General features: G+C 43.7%; 16 protein-coding genes. 5 read left to right on the top strand and 11 right to left on the bottom strand.

Annotated features, from left to right (window positions below; translation table 11 throughout):
* Positions 1–21: 21 nt before the first annotated feature.
* Genes rfaE2 through panC form a run of 3 tightly spaced genes read right to left on the bottom strand, consistent with a single transcriptional unit; the run spans position 22 to position 1,785 of the window.
* Entirely contained in the window at positions 22–516 is a 495-nt protein-coding gene (gene rfaE2 / locus B0I27_RS06185; protein ID WP_106292353.1) for a D-glycero-beta-D-manno-heptose 1-phosphate adenylyltransferase, read from the bottom strand.
* A gap of 26 nt (positions 517–542) precedes the next feature.
* On the bottom strand, positions 543–893 hold the full coding sequence (gene panD / locus B0I27_RS06180) for an aspartate 1-decarboxylase (RefSeq protein WP_106292352.1): 351 nt from the start codon (positions 891–893) through the stop codon (positions 543–545).
* A gap of 55 nt (positions 894–948) precedes the next feature.
* Positions 949–1,785, bottom strand: coding sequence for a pantoate--beta-alanine ligase (gene panC, locus B0I27_RS06175; protein ID WP_106292351.1), 837 nt, complete (start codon positions 1,783–1,785; stop codon positions 949–951).
* Positions 1,786–2,047: 262 nt separating this feature from the next.
* Here panC and B0I27_RS06170 point away from each other — a divergent pair, with 262 nt between their 5' ends.
* The 3 genes from B0I27_RS06170 to glmS all read left to right on the top strand — a co-directional run bounded on the left by B0I27_RS06170 (position 2,048) and on the right by glmS (position 6,446).
* Positions 2,048–2,872 (top strand): glycogen/starch synthase, encoded by an 825-nt coding sequence (locus tag B0I27_RS06170; RefSeq protein WP_106292574.1) that lies wholly within the window; start codon positions 2,048–2,050, stop codon positions 2,870–2,872.
* Between the two features lie 305 nt (positions 2,873–3,177).
* Positions 3,178–4,545 (top strand): DUF4270 domain-containing protein, encoded by a 1,368-nt coding sequence (locus B0I27_RS06165; protein ID WP_181276698.1) that lies wholly within the window; start codon positions 3,178–3,180, stop codon positions 4,543–4,545.
* A gap of 68 nt (positions 4,546–4,613) precedes the next feature.
* The gene (gene glmS, locus B0I27_RS06160; protein WP_106292349.1) at positions 4,614–6,446 is read left to right on the top strand and encodes a glutamine--fructose-6-phosphate transaminase (isomerizing); all 1,833 of its coding nucleotides are present in this window, start codon (positions 4,614–4,616) and stop codon (positions 6,444–6,446) included.
* Between the two features lie 40 nt (positions 6,447–6,486).
* Here glmS and B0I27_RS06155 read toward each other — a convergent pair whose 3' ends face one another.
* A complete protein-coding gene (locus B0I27_RS06155; RefSeq protein WP_106292348.1) occupies positions 6,487–7,977 on the bottom strand; it encodes a catalase in 1,491 nt (496 codons plus the stop codon).
* 104 nt (positions 7,978–8,081) lie between these two features.
* Here B0I27_RS06155 and B0I27_RS06150 point away from each other — a divergent pair, with 104 nt between their 5' ends.
* The gene (locus B0I27_RS06150) at positions 8,082–9,023 is read left to right on the top strand and encodes a hydrogen peroxide-inducible genes activator (protein WP_106292347.1); all 942 of its coding nucleotides are present in this window, start codon (positions 8,082–8,084) and stop codon (positions 9,021–9,023) included.
* 21 nt (positions 9,024–9,044) lie between these two features.
* Here the strand turns inward: B0I27_RS06150 and B0I27_RS17460 are convergent, their stop codons facing one another.
* From B0I27_RS17460 to B0I27_RS06135, 4 genes are all read right to left on the bottom strand, one after another.
* Positions 9,045–9,212 carry a hypothetical protein gene (locus B0I27_RS17460; RefSeq protein ID WP_181276697.1) on the bottom strand — a complete coding sequence of 56 codons (168 nt, stop codon included), beginning with the start codon at positions 9,210–9,212 and terminating at the stop codon, positions 9,045–9,047.
* A gap of 53 nt (positions 9,213–9,265) precedes the next feature.
* Complete coding sequence (locus tag B0I27_RS06145; RefSeq protein ID WP_106292346.1) at positions 9,266–9,868, bottom strand: superoxide dismutase; 603 nt, start codon at positions 9,866–9,868, stop codon at positions 9,266–9,268.
* An 81-nt stretch (positions 9,869–9,949) separates the two neighbouring features.
* On the bottom strand, positions 9,950–10,420 hold the full coding sequence (locus tag B0I27_RS06140) for a nucleoside deaminase (RefSeq protein WP_106292345.1): 471 nt from the start codon (positions 10,418–10,420) through the stop codon (positions 9,950–9,952).
* Positions 10,421–10,433: 13 nt separating this feature from the next.
* The gene (locus B0I27_RS06135; protein ID WP_106292344.1) at positions 10,434–10,769 is read right to left on the bottom strand and encodes a tRNA-binding protein; all 336 of its coding nucleotides are present in this window, start codon (positions 10,767–10,769) and stop codon (positions 10,434–10,436) included.
* A 56-nt stretch (positions 10,770–10,825) separates the two neighbouring features.
* Here B0I27_RS06135 and B0I27_RS06130 point away from each other — a divergent pair, with 56 nt between their 5' ends.
* On the top strand, positions 10,826–12,013 hold the full coding sequence (locus B0I27_RS06130; RefSeq protein WP_106292343.1) for a class I SAM-dependent rRNA methyltransferase: 1,188 nt from the start codon (positions 10,826–10,828) through the stop codon (positions 12,011–12,013).
* A 55-nt stretch (positions 12,014–12,068) separates the two neighbouring features.
* Here the strand turns inward: B0I27_RS06130 and B0I27_RS06125 are convergent, their stop codons facing one another.
* The 3 genes from B0I27_RS06125 to pnuC all read right to left on the bottom strand — a co-directional run bounded on the left by B0I27_RS06125 (position 12,069) and on the right by pnuC (position 14,266).
* Positions 12,069–12,857, bottom strand: a complete 789-nt coding sequence (locus tag B0I27_RS06125; protein ID WP_106292342.1) for a TerC family protein — start codon at positions 12,855–12,857, stop codon at positions 12,069–12,071.
* 288 nt (positions 12,858–13,145) lie between these two features.
* Positions 13,146–13,685 (bottom strand): AAA family ATPase, encoded by a 540-nt coding sequence (locus B0I27_RS06120; RefSeq protein WP_106292341.1) that lies wholly within the window; start codon positions 13,683–13,685, stop codon positions 13,146–13,148.
* Positions 13,661–14,266, bottom strand: a complete 606-nt coding sequence (gene pnuC, locus B0I27_RS06115; RefSeq protein WP_106292340.1) for a nicotinamide riboside transporter PnuC — start codon at positions 14,264–14,266, stop codon at positions 13,661–13,663. The genes B0I27_RS06120 and pnuC overlap by 25 nt, the downstream gene beginning before the upstream one ends.
* Positions 14,267–14,344: the final 78 nt, after the last annotated feature.

Genomic DNA, 14,344 nt, shown 5'->3' with positions numbered 1-14,344 from the left:
CCCTTATTAATGATCAAAAGACTATTGTTGACTACGTATTTTTTTTTCTATAGCGGTGGTTGAATAGCCTTCGATCAGAGGTATGGTTTTCACTTCACCACCATTAGAAAGAACGGTTTCAGCTCCTACAATCTGGGCTATGGTGTAATCGGCACCCTTAACAAGAATGTCTGGTTTTATTGCAGAGATGAGGTCTGCGGGTGTGGGTTCGTCGAATAGCACCACTGCGTCTACGAAGAAAAGCGCTGCTATAAGGGAGGCCCTGGACTGCTGGTCGGTAATTGGCCTGGCAGGCCCTTTGATTCTGGAGACTGAAGCGTCGGTATTCAAACCGATGATTAATTTGTTTCCAAGAGAGGCAGCCTGAGCTAAATAGTCAATATGTCCGAGATGTAAAAGGTCGAAACAGCCGTTGGTGAAGACTATTTTTTTGTCCTGAAATTTCCATACCTGTATCAACTTAATGATTTCCGGCAGGCTAAGTATCTTATTGTTGAGCGTCTCTAGTTTGTTCATAAGTTACTTATTAGGATTTAGAGCAATTACTTTATCAGCCGGTTATTGTCGTCAGGAAACACCAGGATTGGTTGGTATTTTCTTCCTTCTTCCATGCTGAGCTGTCCGTAAGACATAATAATAATGATATCTCCTACCTGAGCAAGGCGCGCACAAGAGCCATTTAAGCAAACAATACCCGATCCTCGTTCGCCTCTAATGACGTATGTTTCAAAGCGGGCGCCGTTGTTATTGTTTACGATCTGTACCTTTTCATTAGGAATGATATTGGCAGCGTCAATTAAGTCTTCATCAATAGTGATACTTCCCACGTAGTTCAATTCCGCCTGCGTCACCTTCACCCGGTGTATCTTTGACTTCAAAACTTGAATAATCATAACGCAAAATTAGCAAAAGGTATCGAAAGAGTTGTGGTTGGTATGATTCGTCGTGTTAATTTAAAATCATATTATCGATGAGACGTGTCTTTCCGACATGAGCAGCGATGAGGGCTACAAGTCCCGATGTGTCTTCGTTCGGCTGTTTGAGGGTATCTTTGTCGAGTATTTCGCAGTAGTCGAGGTTGATTCCCGGCTCTTCGTTTAGAATATTAAGGCCAATCTCTTTCAGTTTGTCGGCATGTAATACTGAAGCTTGCTGCCGCATGGTAAAGAGCGCGCGACTGATCGTATAAGCCTGACGCTTCTCCTGGGGGGATAAATGGATATTTCTTGAACTCAGAGCAAGTCCTTCTTCACTGCGTTGTATAGGGCACATAACAAGTTCTACAGGCAGCTTGAAGATGGAGACCATTTTGGTTATCACCAATACCTGCTGATAATCTTTCTGGCCAAAAAATGCCTTGTCGGGCGATGTTACCTGGAATAGTTTGTAAACGATTTGCGTTACACCCTGGTAATGTCCAGGGCGCGATTGCCCCTCCAGGATAGTTTCCAGATAACCCAGATCAATATCCCAGCTTTCGTTCTGGCCGTACATTTCTGCAACTTCAGGAAGAAAGAGGATGTCGCACCCTGCATCTTCGAGTTTTTTAATATCGTCTTCTACGGTTCTGGGGTACTTCTCCAGATCGAGTGGATCTGTAAACTGGGTGGGATTCACAAAAATACTGCAAACGACCACGTCTGTTTGCTGTTTGGCCATGTCGATGAGTGAAATATGACCATCGTGAAGTGCTCCCATTGTAGGCACTAAACCAATCTGTTTCCCTTGTGCTTTAAGATCCTGAAGCGCGTCTGAAAGTCCGGATTTCGAGGTGAAAATTTTCAATTTTTGATTTTTTTAAGACAGATTTTAACGGCTGAATGTGTTAAGGCAGAGTTAAAACAGTATGAAGGGGCGGTTACCTGTGAAATGCGTATAGTTTTCTTAATATTCAAGGCTTTTTTAATTAATACGATAATGAAAATGCCGTTGCAAAGGTGAGAATTCCCGCAATTATATCAAAGGCTATTGCGTAATTCATTGATATATCATAATATATATGTATATTTGCAGTCCCAAATTCTTTCATAAAATTTAACATTTGGAGATGGCAAAAACGAAGTTACTGTTTATTACTCACGAGATGTCGCCTTTCCTCGAGTTAACAAAAATTTCTGAGATAACGCGGAAACTTCCGCAAGCGATGCAAGACAAAGGATTTGAAATCCGCATTTTAATGCCTCGTTTTGGTAACATCAATGAACGTCGTAATCGTCTGCATGAAGTTATCCGTCTTTCAGGAATGAACATCATCATTGATGAAAACGATAACCCGTTGATCATTAAAGTGGCATCAATTCCTTCAGCTCGCATGCAGGTGTATTTTTTGGATAACGAAGAATACTTTCAGCGTAAGCATGTTTTCAGGGACAATAATAGTAAGTTTTACGAAGACAACGATGAGCGAACAATCTTTTTTTGTAAAGGAGCATTGGAGACGGTTAAGAAATTAGGTTGGTCGCCTGACGTGGTGCATTGCCATGGCTGGATGAGTTCTCTGGTTCCCGTTTACATGAAAACGACCTATAAGGACGATCCGACGTTCAAAACAGCTAAGATTGTGTATTCGGTTTATGACAATTGCTTCGGCGAAAAGTTAAATCCTGATTTTTCAAAGAAAGCGGTTATGAGCGGAATGGATGCATCTCATCTGGTACCTTACGGGGACGGAAGCTGTGAGGCTATGCATTTAGGTGCTATATCCTATTCGGATGCTGTTGTATTGGGCGGACCTAATACGCATCCTGAGGTATTGAAGGTGGTTGAAGCTACCGATAAGCCAGTATTGACATATGATGCTACGGCTGATTTTGAGAATTATTTTAATCTCTATGAAGAGATGCACAATGAGGAATTGGCGTCTCTAGCTTAGAAAGCTTATACAACATTGGAAGGGCTGTCTCGTGATTTTCGGGACAGCCTTTCTTGCATTATGGCCATTGGCGTGATCAAAAACATAGGGAAATGATCATGACGTAGACTTTTGGATGTTAAAGTCCGTTTCTTTAACATCCTTTAACACTAAGCGGGCGAAAACGGATGTCCTGATTAACAGTTTTTAACAACAGAAGTGGCCTGCGTAGTCTATCTTTGGCAAGCTTTAACAAAGCACGAAAAGAAAACTAAAATCTATATCTTAGCGCGAAATATTGAATGACAAAGAATTATTTTATACATATGAATTATTTAAGCAGGGGCTTATTCATTTTTGTAAGTCTTATCGCTTTTAGCAGTTGTCAGAAGACGGACAATGTTGGACTGGATATTAACCCTAACGATACGATCAACAGTAAATATATTGAAGATTATGATGTAAGCACGGTAACTGTTCGTGAGGATAGTGTCCTGGCTTCCAGTCAGCCTCAATATCCTGCGGGGTCGATTACTGACCCGGTGTTAGGAACTACTGATGCAGCCCTGGCTATGGGTATATCCTTGCCCTCAACTGCACTTAGCTTCGGTGCTACCACATCCTTGGATTCAGGAGTCCTTGTTTTGAAATATGGAAAAGGATTTTTTGGAGATTCAACGAACACGACTTATAATGTAACGGTTCATCAGCTGAAGGAAAATTACATTTCGACGTCAAACTACTATACGAACAGGAAGTGGAATTATGACAGCACTACGGTGATAGGATCAGCGCCGAACGTTAATCGTTTCAGATGGAACGACAGTTTATTTGTTAATCAAATCGTTAAGGGAGGACAAGATACTGCCCTGAAGGTAGTTCCGCAGATCCGAATCAAGATGACACCTGAGTTCATGAGAACTTATTTTCTAAATGCGTCTTCCACTCATTTCGCTACTGCAGCTGCATTTCAGAACCATATTAAAGGTCTTTATGTGAAAGTTAGAAAGGTGCAGCCAGATGGAAGAGGTGGAATTGCCTACTTTGATCTGGCGACGGCCAATGTTAGTGGACTGGAGTTATATTACAAGAACACGACCGGAACAACAGTCGATACCAACAAAGTGATCTTTGGCCTGTCTAATACGACAACATCTGCAGCGATCAAACACAATTATGCGGGAACAGCTGTGCAGGCTCAACTGGATAATCCGCAGCAGTCTTTCAGCACTGTTTACGCGCAACCGCTTGCGGGTTTACGTACCAAAATTTCTTTTACAAATCTGGATGCTCTGCGCGCTTTGGGTAAAATTGCCATAAATAAGGCCGAGCTTGTAGTATATGTAGAGCCAGGAACAGAAACTATATTTAAACCTTTACCACGACTGACGCTTTATCGTACGGATATTGCCGGCCAGCGTCAGGTTGCGGATCAGGTGTCTTTTCTGGGCACGCCATATGATACGAACCGGAAACGCTATATTTTCAATGTCAGTTCGTATATACAAAACCTGGTTAACGGGAAGGATACGCAATATAGTACCTACATAGCTCCGGTTGATGTTAACTTCCTCAATACTCAGGCTGCAAATATTGCGCCCGTACTCACTACCGCGGCGCGCTCTATATTAGCGGGAAATAACCATGAAAATTTAAAGATAAAACTGAACATTTATTATACAAAGCCTGATTAATATCAGGCTTTGCCATGTTCTGGTTATTTTTTTTATAATTTCGCTCCCCTTGATCTTATTCATTACTTATGTGTGGAATTGTTGGATATATAGGCCATCGCGATGCCTGGGATATTGTTATCAAAGGGCTTAAGCGATTAGAATACCGGGGTTACGATAGTGCTGGTATTGCATTAATGAACGGTGGGTTAAAAATCCACAAAAAGGCCGGAAAGGTTTCTGATCTGGAGGCTCATACGCTACACGAAGACCGATCTGGAACGACAGGTATGGGACATACCCGCTGGGCAACTCACGGCGCGCCATCGGACCGGAACTCTCACCCGCACCGCTCGGGAGATGGAAAGCTTTCCATTATTCATAACGGCATTATCGAAAATTACTCTGTTATCAAGGAAGCTTTGCTGGCAAAGGGGCATGTATTTAGTAGTGATACGGATACAGAGGTTCTTATACACCTGATAGAAGATATTCATAGTGATACCACTGACTTGCTTGAAGCAGTGCGTTTGGCCCTGAACGAAGTGATAGGAGCCTATGCTATTGTGATCATGAGCCAGGATAGTCCTGATCAGCTCATTGCTGCCAGGAAGGGAAGTCCGATGGTAATTGGTGTTGGCGAAGGTGAGTATTTCATTGCCTCGGATGCCACTCCGATCGTTGAATATACCAAGAACGTTATTTATCTGAAAGACTCGCAAATTGCGCTTGTTAAACGCGATGAGCTGGTAGTGAAGACTATCGACAATATCATTCAGACACCTTATATTCAGGAATTATCGCTTCAGCTGGAAATGCTGGAGAAAGGGGGCTTTGAGCATTTTATGCTTAAAGAAATCTATGAACAGCCTCGCTCTGTACGTGATTGTATGCGCGGGAGGATTTATCCGATTGAAGGAAAGGTTCAGCTTGGCGGGATAAAGGATTATGCAGACAAATTGAAGAATGTTGAGCGTATAGTCGTTATTGCCTGCGGTACTTCATGGCATGCCGGTCTGGTTGGTGAGTACCTGATTGAAGAGTACGCAAGAATACCGGTGGAGGTTGAATATGCTTCTGAATTCAGATATCGTAACCCGATTATTTCCGAGAAAGACATCGTTATTGCAATATCCCAATCGGGCGAAACGGCAGACACCATGGCTGCCATTGAACTCGCAAAGGAGCGGGGCGCTACGATTTTCGGTATTTGTAATGTTGTAGGTTCATCTATTCCGAGAATTACTGATGCGGGCGTATACACGCATGCAGGTCCGGAGATTGGAGTGGCTTCTACGAAAGCTTTTACCGCGCAGGTAACAGTTTTAACGCTCATGGCCTTGTATATGGCTCAGCAGCGGGGAACTGTTAAGCAGTCGGATCTGGTAAGCATGCTTACTGAGCTGGACGAGATACCGACGCTTATAGAGCAGGCTCTCAAATCGGACGAGAAAATCGCTGAGATTGCTGAGAAGTTCAAAGATTCATCTAATTGCCTGTTCCTGGGTCGTGGTAGTGGTTTCCCTGTTGCGTTGGAAGGAGCATTGAAGCTGAAGGAGATCTCTTATATCCATGCTGAAGGTTATCCTGCAGCAGAAATGAAACACGGACCAATCGCTTTGATCGATGAGGATATGCCGGTTGTGTTTATTGCGACAAAGAATTCTTCATACGAGAAGGTGATTAGTAATATCCAGGAAGTAAAGGCCCGGAAAGGTAAGGTTATCGCTATTGTAACAGAGGGCGACAAGACGGTAAAGGAAATGGTAGACTATATTATTGAGATACCGGCTTGTAACGAAGCCTATCTGCCGCTTCTGGCGACAATACCGTTACAGTTATTATCTTATCACATTGCTGTTCTGAGGGGCTGCAATGTAGATCAGCCGCGTAATCTGGCTAAGTCGGTTACGGTAGAATAAAACAAAAAAAACCGCCTGAGTAAATCAGGCGGTTTTTTTGTTATGCCGGCATGTGTTTCATTACCGAGTCAAGGTCGATTTTCAGACCCTTTGCTACTCCTATTCCCAGGCTGATGTCGGCCCTGAACCAGTGGCATAGCTGACGGTTTATGATTTCTTCTCTTTTTGGACCGTCAATTCCGCTCATAGAGCCTACAATATTAGAAATGAGATTCGCTTTATCTGTTGCGCTCAGGAGTCTGTAAAGATCTCCCGGTTGTGTATAGTGATCGTTCTCTCCTTCCGCATTGCGATCATACCAATCCGCGTTGGTGGCTTCAATCGGCAAGCCGGGTTCTTTGTAAGCCGGATCTGCTTCTATGTTGTCAAAGCTGTTAGGAAAATAGTTAGGTGAAGATCCACCGTTTCCATCCATACGCATGGCGCCGTCGCGCTGATAATTGCTAACCATATACGGGCAGCGATTTACCGGGATGTGCTCATAATTTGTCCCCAGACGATAGCGCTGAGCGTCGGTGTAAGATAGGATCCTACCCTGCAGCATTTTGTCGGGAGAGAATCCAATTCCGTCTACTACGTGAGCCGGAGCAAATGCAGCCTGCTCGACATGGGCGAAATAGTTGTCAGGGTTCTCATTGAGTTCAAGAACGCCCACGTCAATCAGCGGGAAGTCTCCCTGAGGCCAGGTTTTGGTGAGGTCGAACGGATTCCAACGAAATTCTGCGGCTTGCTTTTCAGACATGATCTGTATTTTCAGCGCCCACTTAGGGAATTCGCCCTTGTCAATTGATTGTACCAGGTCACGCTGAGCCCAGTCGGGATCCGTACCGCGCAAGGCAGCAGCTTCAGCATCGGTAAAGTTTTTAATCCCCTGCAGTGTTTTAAAGTGGAATTTTACCCAGTTGCGTTCTCCGTCTTTGTTGATCATGGAGAAAGTGTGACTGCCGAATCCATGCATATGGCGGTAGCTGTAAGGGGTTCCGCGATCAGACATCAGAATGGTAACCTGATGCAGACTTTCGGGATTAAGCGACCAGAAATCCCACATCATGGTTGCGCTTTTGCAGTTGGTATAAGGGTCTCTTTTTTGAGTGTGGATGAAATCACTGAATTTTTTTGCGTCTTTGACAAAAAACACCGGAGTGTTATTGCCGACAAGATCCCAGTTGCCGTCTTCTGTGTAGAATTTCAGGGCGAATCCTCTTGGGTCACGTTCTGTATCTGCCGAGCCTTTCTCACCGCCCACTGTGGAGAATCGAAGAAATACCCTTGTTTGCTTTCCTATCTGGTTAAAAATTTTAGCACGCGTATATTGAGTGATATCGTGGGTAACGGTGAAAGTACCATAGGCGCCGGAGCCTTTTGCATGGACGACACGCTCAGGAATACGTTCCCGGTTGAAATGTGCCATCTTTTCGTGAAGTATGAAGTCCTGAAGAAGAACAGGTCCTCTCGGCCCTGCCGTCATGGAGTTCTCATTCTCGTAATAAGGGATACCGGATGCAGTTGTCAATTTTTGCTTATTTGCCATGTACTTTGTAGTTAAAATGTCCTTTCTAATTGTCCGATAAAGATCTGTCTAATTAATGGATGAGAAAAATCGATATTTGCTATTATCACATAGATTTTGCTTATATGACTTTGGTCCAGTTAGAATATATAGTGGCGGTTGATACTTACCGAAACTTTGTTGTTGCCGCAGAGAAGTGTTTTGTAACGCAGCCGACATTAAGTATGCAGATCCAGAAGCTGGAGGACACTTTGGGTGTGATTCTTTTCGACCGGAGCAAGCAGCCGGTAGTGCCTACTGAAATAGGTATTTCTGTGATCGATCAGGCGAGGGTACTGCTTGCAGAAGCTGATAATCTGAATGAAATTATCAATTCATATAAGAAAGAGTTGAGTGGGGTCATTAAAGTAGGAGTTATCCCCACCGTTGCTCCTTATTTGTTGCCTAAAATCATAACGAAGTTTACCGAGAAGTATCCTAAGGTACAGCTGCTGATTTGGGAGTACACTACGGAGCAGATCGTTCAGAAGCTGAAGGTGGGTTTGCTGGACTGCGGAATATTGTCGACACCTCTGGATGATAAGACTTTAAATGAGCTTCCTTTATTCTACGAAGCATTCGCTGTATATGCTTCGAAAGGTAACGGGGTTTTGAATAAGCGCAGCATTACCGCTGAGGATATTGATCCTAACGATCTATGGCTTCTTAATGAGGGCCATTGTATGCGGAATCAGGTATTGAATTTGTGTAGTAAAAAGGCAGAAGGCAGCAAGCTTAAGCCTTTTGAGTACAATACAGGGAGTGTCGAAACACTTAAGCGAATGGTTGATATCAATACAGGCGTGACAGTATTGCCTGAGCTTAGTATTCTGGATCTTAATAAGGAAGAAATGAAGCGGGTAAGAAGATTTAAAGATCCTGTTCCCGCGAGGGAGATCAGCATCGTTACTCATCGCAACTTCCTCAAGCGAGGTATTATATCTGCTTTGGAACGCGAGATCATCGAGTCGTTGCCTGAAGAAATGATCAGCAATTCCAAAAAAGAAATACTGGAAGGCTTCATGTAATTAATCCAGCCTTCCGGTATTTTATCTCCTTCTGAAAAAGCTGAATAGCCAGTAGATCAAAATGAGCACGGCCACGACCATGAATATTCCAACGTAGGCACCTGCTTTGAAGATGTCGCCGGCAAGCTCACAGCTTGACAGCATGCTGATAAATAAAAGCGCTGATAGGTATGTTATTTTCTTTTCCATAAAAAAAGTAGTATACGATTAGTACACTACTTTTCTCTAAATGTTTTTAGAACTTATTTTTTGAAGCGCTCTGCAACTGCAGACCAGTTTACTGCGTTCCAGAAAGCCGCTATATAGTCAGGGCGTTTGTTCTGATATTTCAGGTAGTAAGCATGTTCCCATACGTCAAGACCAAGGATCGGAGTTCCTTTAACTTCGGCAACATCCATCAGCGGGTTGTCTTGGTTTGGAGTGGATGAAACCTGAAGCTTACCTTCAGAAGAGATCGATAACCAAGCCCATCCTGATCCGAAACGTGTTGCTCCAGCTTCAGCGAATTTCTTTTTGAAATCTTCGAATGAACCGAAAGCCTCGTTGATAGCTTCAGCCAGTTCACCTGTAGGTTCGCCACCGCCATCAGGACCTAAGACTGTCCAGAATAAGCTGTGGTTGTAGTGTCCGCCACCGTTGTTGCGAACAGCAGGAGCGTAAGAAGAGATATTTGCTAATATTTCTTCTATTGTTTTGCCTTCAGCTTCGGTACCAGCGATAGCTTTATTCAAATTGTCGACATAAGCCTGGTGATGCTTGCCATGGTGGATTTCCATCGTTGCTTTGTCGATATTTGGTTCAAGGGCATCAGATGCGTATGGTAACGCAGGAAGTTCAAAAGCCATAATATTACGTTTTATGAGTTAAAATTTTAAGCTCTACAAATATAACTTTTGTAAAAGTGATTTGTTCAGCTCATTGTCAATTTACTTTCTTTTCTTGAGGAAGAAATCTTTTATGAGGGTGGCGCACTCTTGTTGCATGACACCTGCGGTGATTTCTGTTTTGGGATGGGTAATGATGCTGTTAATTTTGCTGAATCCTCTTTTTTCATCTTCTGCACCGTAAACGATCCGGCTGATTTGTGTCCAGTAGGATGCTCCCGCACACATTACGCAGGGTTCGATGGTTACGTACAACGTGCAGTCTTTAAGGTATTTTCCTCCCAGGTAGCCAGCTGCGGCGGTGAAAGCCTGCATTTCGGCGTGTGCAGTGACGTCGTTAAGCCGTTCGGTAAGGTTGTGACCACGGCCGATAATTTTGCCCTTGCTGACAATTACAGCTCCTATAGGGACCTCATCTTGCTCGAGGGCCTTTTCAGCTTCTCTGAGAGCTTCCTTCATAAAAATCTCATCAGGTGGCGTTACTGGATCATCGGTAAAGCTTATATATCTCATAATGGTGATTGTATTAAATTAATTTTGAACCGTTAGGAACCGGTTTCTCTACTGCTGCCAGAACGATATCGCCGTTTTCATTCTCGAAACCAGTTACTAGAAATTCGGACATAAATTTGCCGATCTGCTTCTTGGGAAAATTAGTTACGCCGATGATCTGCCTGCCTGTTAATTCGTCTGGGGAGTATAGTTTTGTAATTTGTGCGCTACTCCACTTTACTCCGAAAATGCCAAAGTCAGCCTTAATTTTATAAGCAGGCTTTCGCGCTTCCGGATATGGTAATACCTCCAGAATCGTTCCTATCCGGAGTTCGACTTTTTCAAAGTCATTCCACGCAATCTCTTCCATTAGGCAAATGTAGCAGTAATACGATAAATTGATACGATCGTGTTACCTTTGATCTTATGTCGGAAGTGCGTCTTAAAAAAGGAAAAGAAAAAGCAGTGCGTCAATTGCATCCATGGATTTTTTCGGGAGCGATTGAACATATAAATGGAAAGCCGGAGAACGGTGATATAGTAGATGTAAGGGATCATTCGGGGGAATTCCTGGCAAAGGGATTTTACAACGATCAGTCCCGCGTTGCTGTGCGCCTCCTGGAATGGAATGAACAGGTTACTATTGATGAGTCTTGGTGGAGGATGAGGGTTCAAAGGGCGGTTTCTGCCCGTAAGGATTTGTTGTCGGCTACCGGAACCAATACTTACCGGCTGATTTTTAGTGAAGCGGATTTTCTGCCTGGACTGATTGTGGACCGGTATGCTGATTATCTTTCGGTGCAGATCCTGACGTCGGGGATTGAAAAAGTGAAAGGGATTATCGTAGATGAGCTTGTTAGTCTCTTAAACGTAAAGGGGGTGTTTGACCGGAGCGATGCTTCTGCGAGGGCACACGATGGAATGGATGCCTCTTTTGGGATTCTTTACGGAGAGGAACCACCTCAGTTTGTGGAGGTGTTGGAGAACGGATTAAAGTATCATATCAATATTGCGGAGGGACAAAAGTCCGGGTTTTTCTGTGACCAGCGGGAGAACCGCAGAATTGTTGCAGGGTATGCGGAAGGTAAACGGGTGCTCGATTGCTTCTCGTATTCCGGCGGATTTACCTTAAATGCCTTAAAGATTGGTGCGGCAGAAGTGACAAGTGTAGATAGTTCTGCGTTGGCTGTAGAAACGCTGAAGCAAAATATCGTACTCAATAGTTTTGATGAAGCGAAGCACACGGCTATACAGTCGGATGTGAATAAATATCTGCGCGTATTGAAAGAGGAGGGACAGAAGTTTGATATCATCGTACTGGATCCTCCGAAGTATGCGCCCTCCCGCTCATCGCTTGACAAAGCTTCAAGAGCATACAAAGATTTAAACAGGATGGCAATGGGGCTTTTAAACAGCGGGGGCTTACTGGCGACGTTTTCTTGTTCGGGAGCAGTGGATATTAGTCACTTTAAGCAGATATTGGCCTGGGCAGCTTTGGACGCCGGAAAGGAAATTCAGTATATATATCAGTTCTGTCAGCCAGAAGATCACCCGGTAAGGTCTTCGTTCCCCGAGGGAGAATATCTGAAGGGTTTGTTTTGCAGGATTGTCTAAACAAATAAAGAGTGCCGATTTGGCACTCCTTATTTGTTTAACAGGTATGTCTGGATTATGATTCTTTGCTTTCGTCGGGGAAGTTTTTCAGAGCTACCGGCGTTTGAGAGCTGCCTTTCATTTTGAGGTTAAGCATTTCAACCAGCACAGAGAAGGCCATCGCGAAATAAATATATCCTTTTGGTATGTGTTGATCAAGACCTTCTGCTATCAGTGATACGCCTATCAGGAGCAGGAAGGATAATGCAAGCATTTTAACCGTTGGATGTTTGTTCACGAAGGCACTGATGCTTCCGGCGGAGAACATCATCACGATAATAGAGATGACGACTGCGGCAATCATTACCATTACCTCGTCGGCCATACCTACTGCTGTGATTACGGAGTCAAGAGAAAATACGACATCGAGTACTAATATCTGAGCAAGGACGCCGGAAAAAGAATAGACCTTTTTTACGCCGCTTTCATGTTCGTGTCCTTCGAGCTTGTCGTGTATTTCGGCAGTACTTTTGTAAATAAGAAATAGACCTCCCGTTAAGAGAATGAGGTCGCGCCCTGAAATAGCCAGCTTCTCGAGCCATTCGGGACTGCTAATGCCGACCAGGGATCCTAAGTTAAAGAGGGGATCGGTAAGTGTCATTACCCAGCTTAGTGAGAGTAGAAGCAAGATGCGCGTAATCATGGCAAGAGCCAGTCCGATTTGTCGTGCTTTTTTTTGCTGGTGTTCGGGCAGTTTGCCGGACAAAATCGATATAAAAATAATGTTGTCGATCCCTAAGACGATCTCAAGGACGGTAAGGGTTAAGAGAGAAACCCAGATTTCGGGGTTCGATAAGAATTCCATAGATGATTTTTTACGAAGCGAATATAGTAATGTTGTGCAAAAAAAAACCTTCTGAAGAGCAGAAGGTTTTTTTAATCATTAACTAAAAAGAACGTATACTTAGGAGAGCTAAGTCGGTAATTAAATTAACTGGCACTAAATGAATACATCCCAGTCTTTTCCCTCGTCTCCATTGTGCCTAATTAAGCAGATTTGTTCACCTTGTAATCGGTCAACCTGCATACGATTGCTTATCACATAAGCTAATTGGTATCATTGTAAAACTATGAAAAATCTTCGAATTGACTGTTAAATGATGTTAAAGAATTGGTTAATTGTATCAATTGCATTCTTTTTTCTCACATCGTAAGTGCCGCTGATGACCGAATAGTTTGCGTTGAGCGCCTGAAGTTCCTTCATCCAGATGGTCATAAAGTACTCCCTGAGGTCGGGGAAATTTCTTAAAGGGTCATCTTCCCATGGAAGGTCGATATCCATCAGGAGGTAGAGATCGTAATGGCGACGAGGCAGTTCAGTGAGGACTTCTTCGGGTGCTTTGCCGAAAACATGATCACTCCAGATCTTTACTGTTATGAAGGTAGTATCGCAGATGAGCAGTTTATTTGCTTTCGGTAATAGTTCATCCTCCAGGGCCAGTTGTCCCTTGAACATATTGATTTCATCCTCCCAGCTACATGGGCCGGTGAGCTTGCTGCAGTACTCTCTGGAGTATTCGGGCACCCATACGGTTTGGTAGTAATCTGCCAGTTGAGCCGAAATGGTAGATTTTCCGGTAGATTCTGGCCCTACGACTGCTATTTTCTTTATGATGTCTGTGCTGTTTTCCATGTCTTTCTCCAGTCTTTATAGCCCATTGCTGCGATAAATAGAAATATCACGTAGAGGATAGCTGTGAGTGCAAGTTCTTTATATAAATATAATGGTACGTAGATAATATCGACGATAATCCATAGTATCCAGTTTTGCAGTACTTTTCTTGTAAGCAAAATTTGTGCAACGAAACTGATTGCAGTGCAAGTCCCATCTATATAGGGAACGTCTGTTGGGGTGAAGTGATCAAGAAAGAGACCCAGCAGGCCTGATAAAGTAACGACGGCAGCTCCGACTATGAGGTATTCTGTCGGTTTGAGCGAGACTACCGGCTTTTGATCTTCGGACTTGTTTTTTCTCCAGAAATACCAGCCATAGAGTGCTGTTCCGAGAAAATAAATTTGCAGGGCAGCGTCACCGAAAAGATGGTATTGGAAGAAAAGAACGGAGTATGCAAGCACGCTTATAATCGAGACAGGCCAATTCAGGATGTTCTCGCGGGCTGCGAGGTAAACGCAAAGAAATCCGGTAATTGTTCCAACCCACTCCAGAGCTGAGGTTTGGATGAGCTGGTTGAGAATAAGTTCTCCAAAATTCATGCTATAGGCGATCACGCAGCAAAGGTATGAAAACCGGAAGTGGGTGCAAGGACGAAGATTAGGGCTATGAGCGGATCT

Source organism: Arcticibacter pallidicorallinus (genome assembly GCF_003002875.1).
Lineage (GTDB): Bacteria > Bacteroidota > Bacteroidia > Sphingobacteriales > Sphingobacteriaceae > Arcticibacter > Arcticibacter pallidicorallinus.
This window is presented reverse-complemented; position numbering and strand designations above follow the sequence as displayed.

Bases quoted from the DNA above. Each gene is read 5' to 3' on its own strand.
- rfaE2 (WP_106292353.1), bottom strand. From the start codon at position 516: ATGAACAAACTAGAGACGCTCAACAATAAGATACTTAGCCTGCCGGAA.
- panD (WP_106292352.1), bottom strand. From the start codon at position 893: ATGATTATTCAAGTTTTGAAGTCAAAGATACACCGGGTGAAGGTGACG.
- B0I27_RS06170 (WP_106292574.1), top strand. From the start codon at position 2,048: ATGGCAAAAACGAAGTTACTGTTTATTACTCACGAGATGTCGCCTTTC.
- B0I27_RS06165 (WP_181276698.1), top strand. From the start codon at position 3,178: ATGAATTATTTAAGCAGGGGCTTATTCATTTTTGTAAGTCTTATCGCT.
- glmS (WP_106292349.1), top strand. From the start codon at position 4,614: ATGTGTGGAATTGTTGGATATATAGGCCATCGCGATGCCTGGGATATT.
- B0I27_RS06155 (WP_106292348.1), bottom strand. From the start codon at position 7,977: ATGGCAAATAAGCAAAAATTGACAACTGCATCCGGTATCCCTTATTAC.
- B0I27_RS06150 (WP_106292347.1), top strand. From the start codon at position 8,082: ATGACTTTGGTCCAGTTAGAATATATAGTGGCGGTTGATACTTACCGA.
- B0I27_RS17460 (WP_181276697.1), bottom strand. From the start codon at position 9,212: ATGGAAAAGAAAATAACATACCTATCAGCGCTTTTATTTATCAGCATG.
- B0I27_RS06145 (WP_106292346.1), bottom strand. From the start codon at position 9,868: ATGGCTTTTGAACTTCCTGCGTTACCATACGCATCTGATGCCCTTGAA.
- B0I27_RS06140 (WP_106292345.1), bottom strand. From the start codon at position 10,420: ATGAGATATATAAGCTTTACCGATGATCCAGTAACGCCACCTGATGAG.
- B0I27_RS06135 (WP_106292344.1), bottom strand. From the start codon at position 10,769: ATGGAAGAGATTGCGTGGAATGACTTTGAAAAAGTCGAACTCCGGATA.
- B0I27_RS06130 (WP_106292343.1), top strand. From the start codon at position 10,826: ATGTCGGAAGTGCGTCTTAAAAAAGGAAAAGAAAAAGCAGTGCGTCAA.
- B0I27_RS06125 (WP_106292342.1), bottom strand. From the start codon at position 12,857: ATGGAATTCTTATCGAACCCCGAAATCTGGGTTTCTCTCTTAACCCTT.
- B0I27_RS06120 (WP_106292341.1), bottom strand. From the start codon at position 13,685: ATGGAAAACAGCACAGACATCATAAAGAAAATAGCAGTCGTAGGGCCA.
- pnuC (WP_106292340.1), bottom strand. From the start codon at position 14,266: ATGAATTTTGGAGAACTTATTCTCAACCAGCTCATCCAAACCTCAGCT.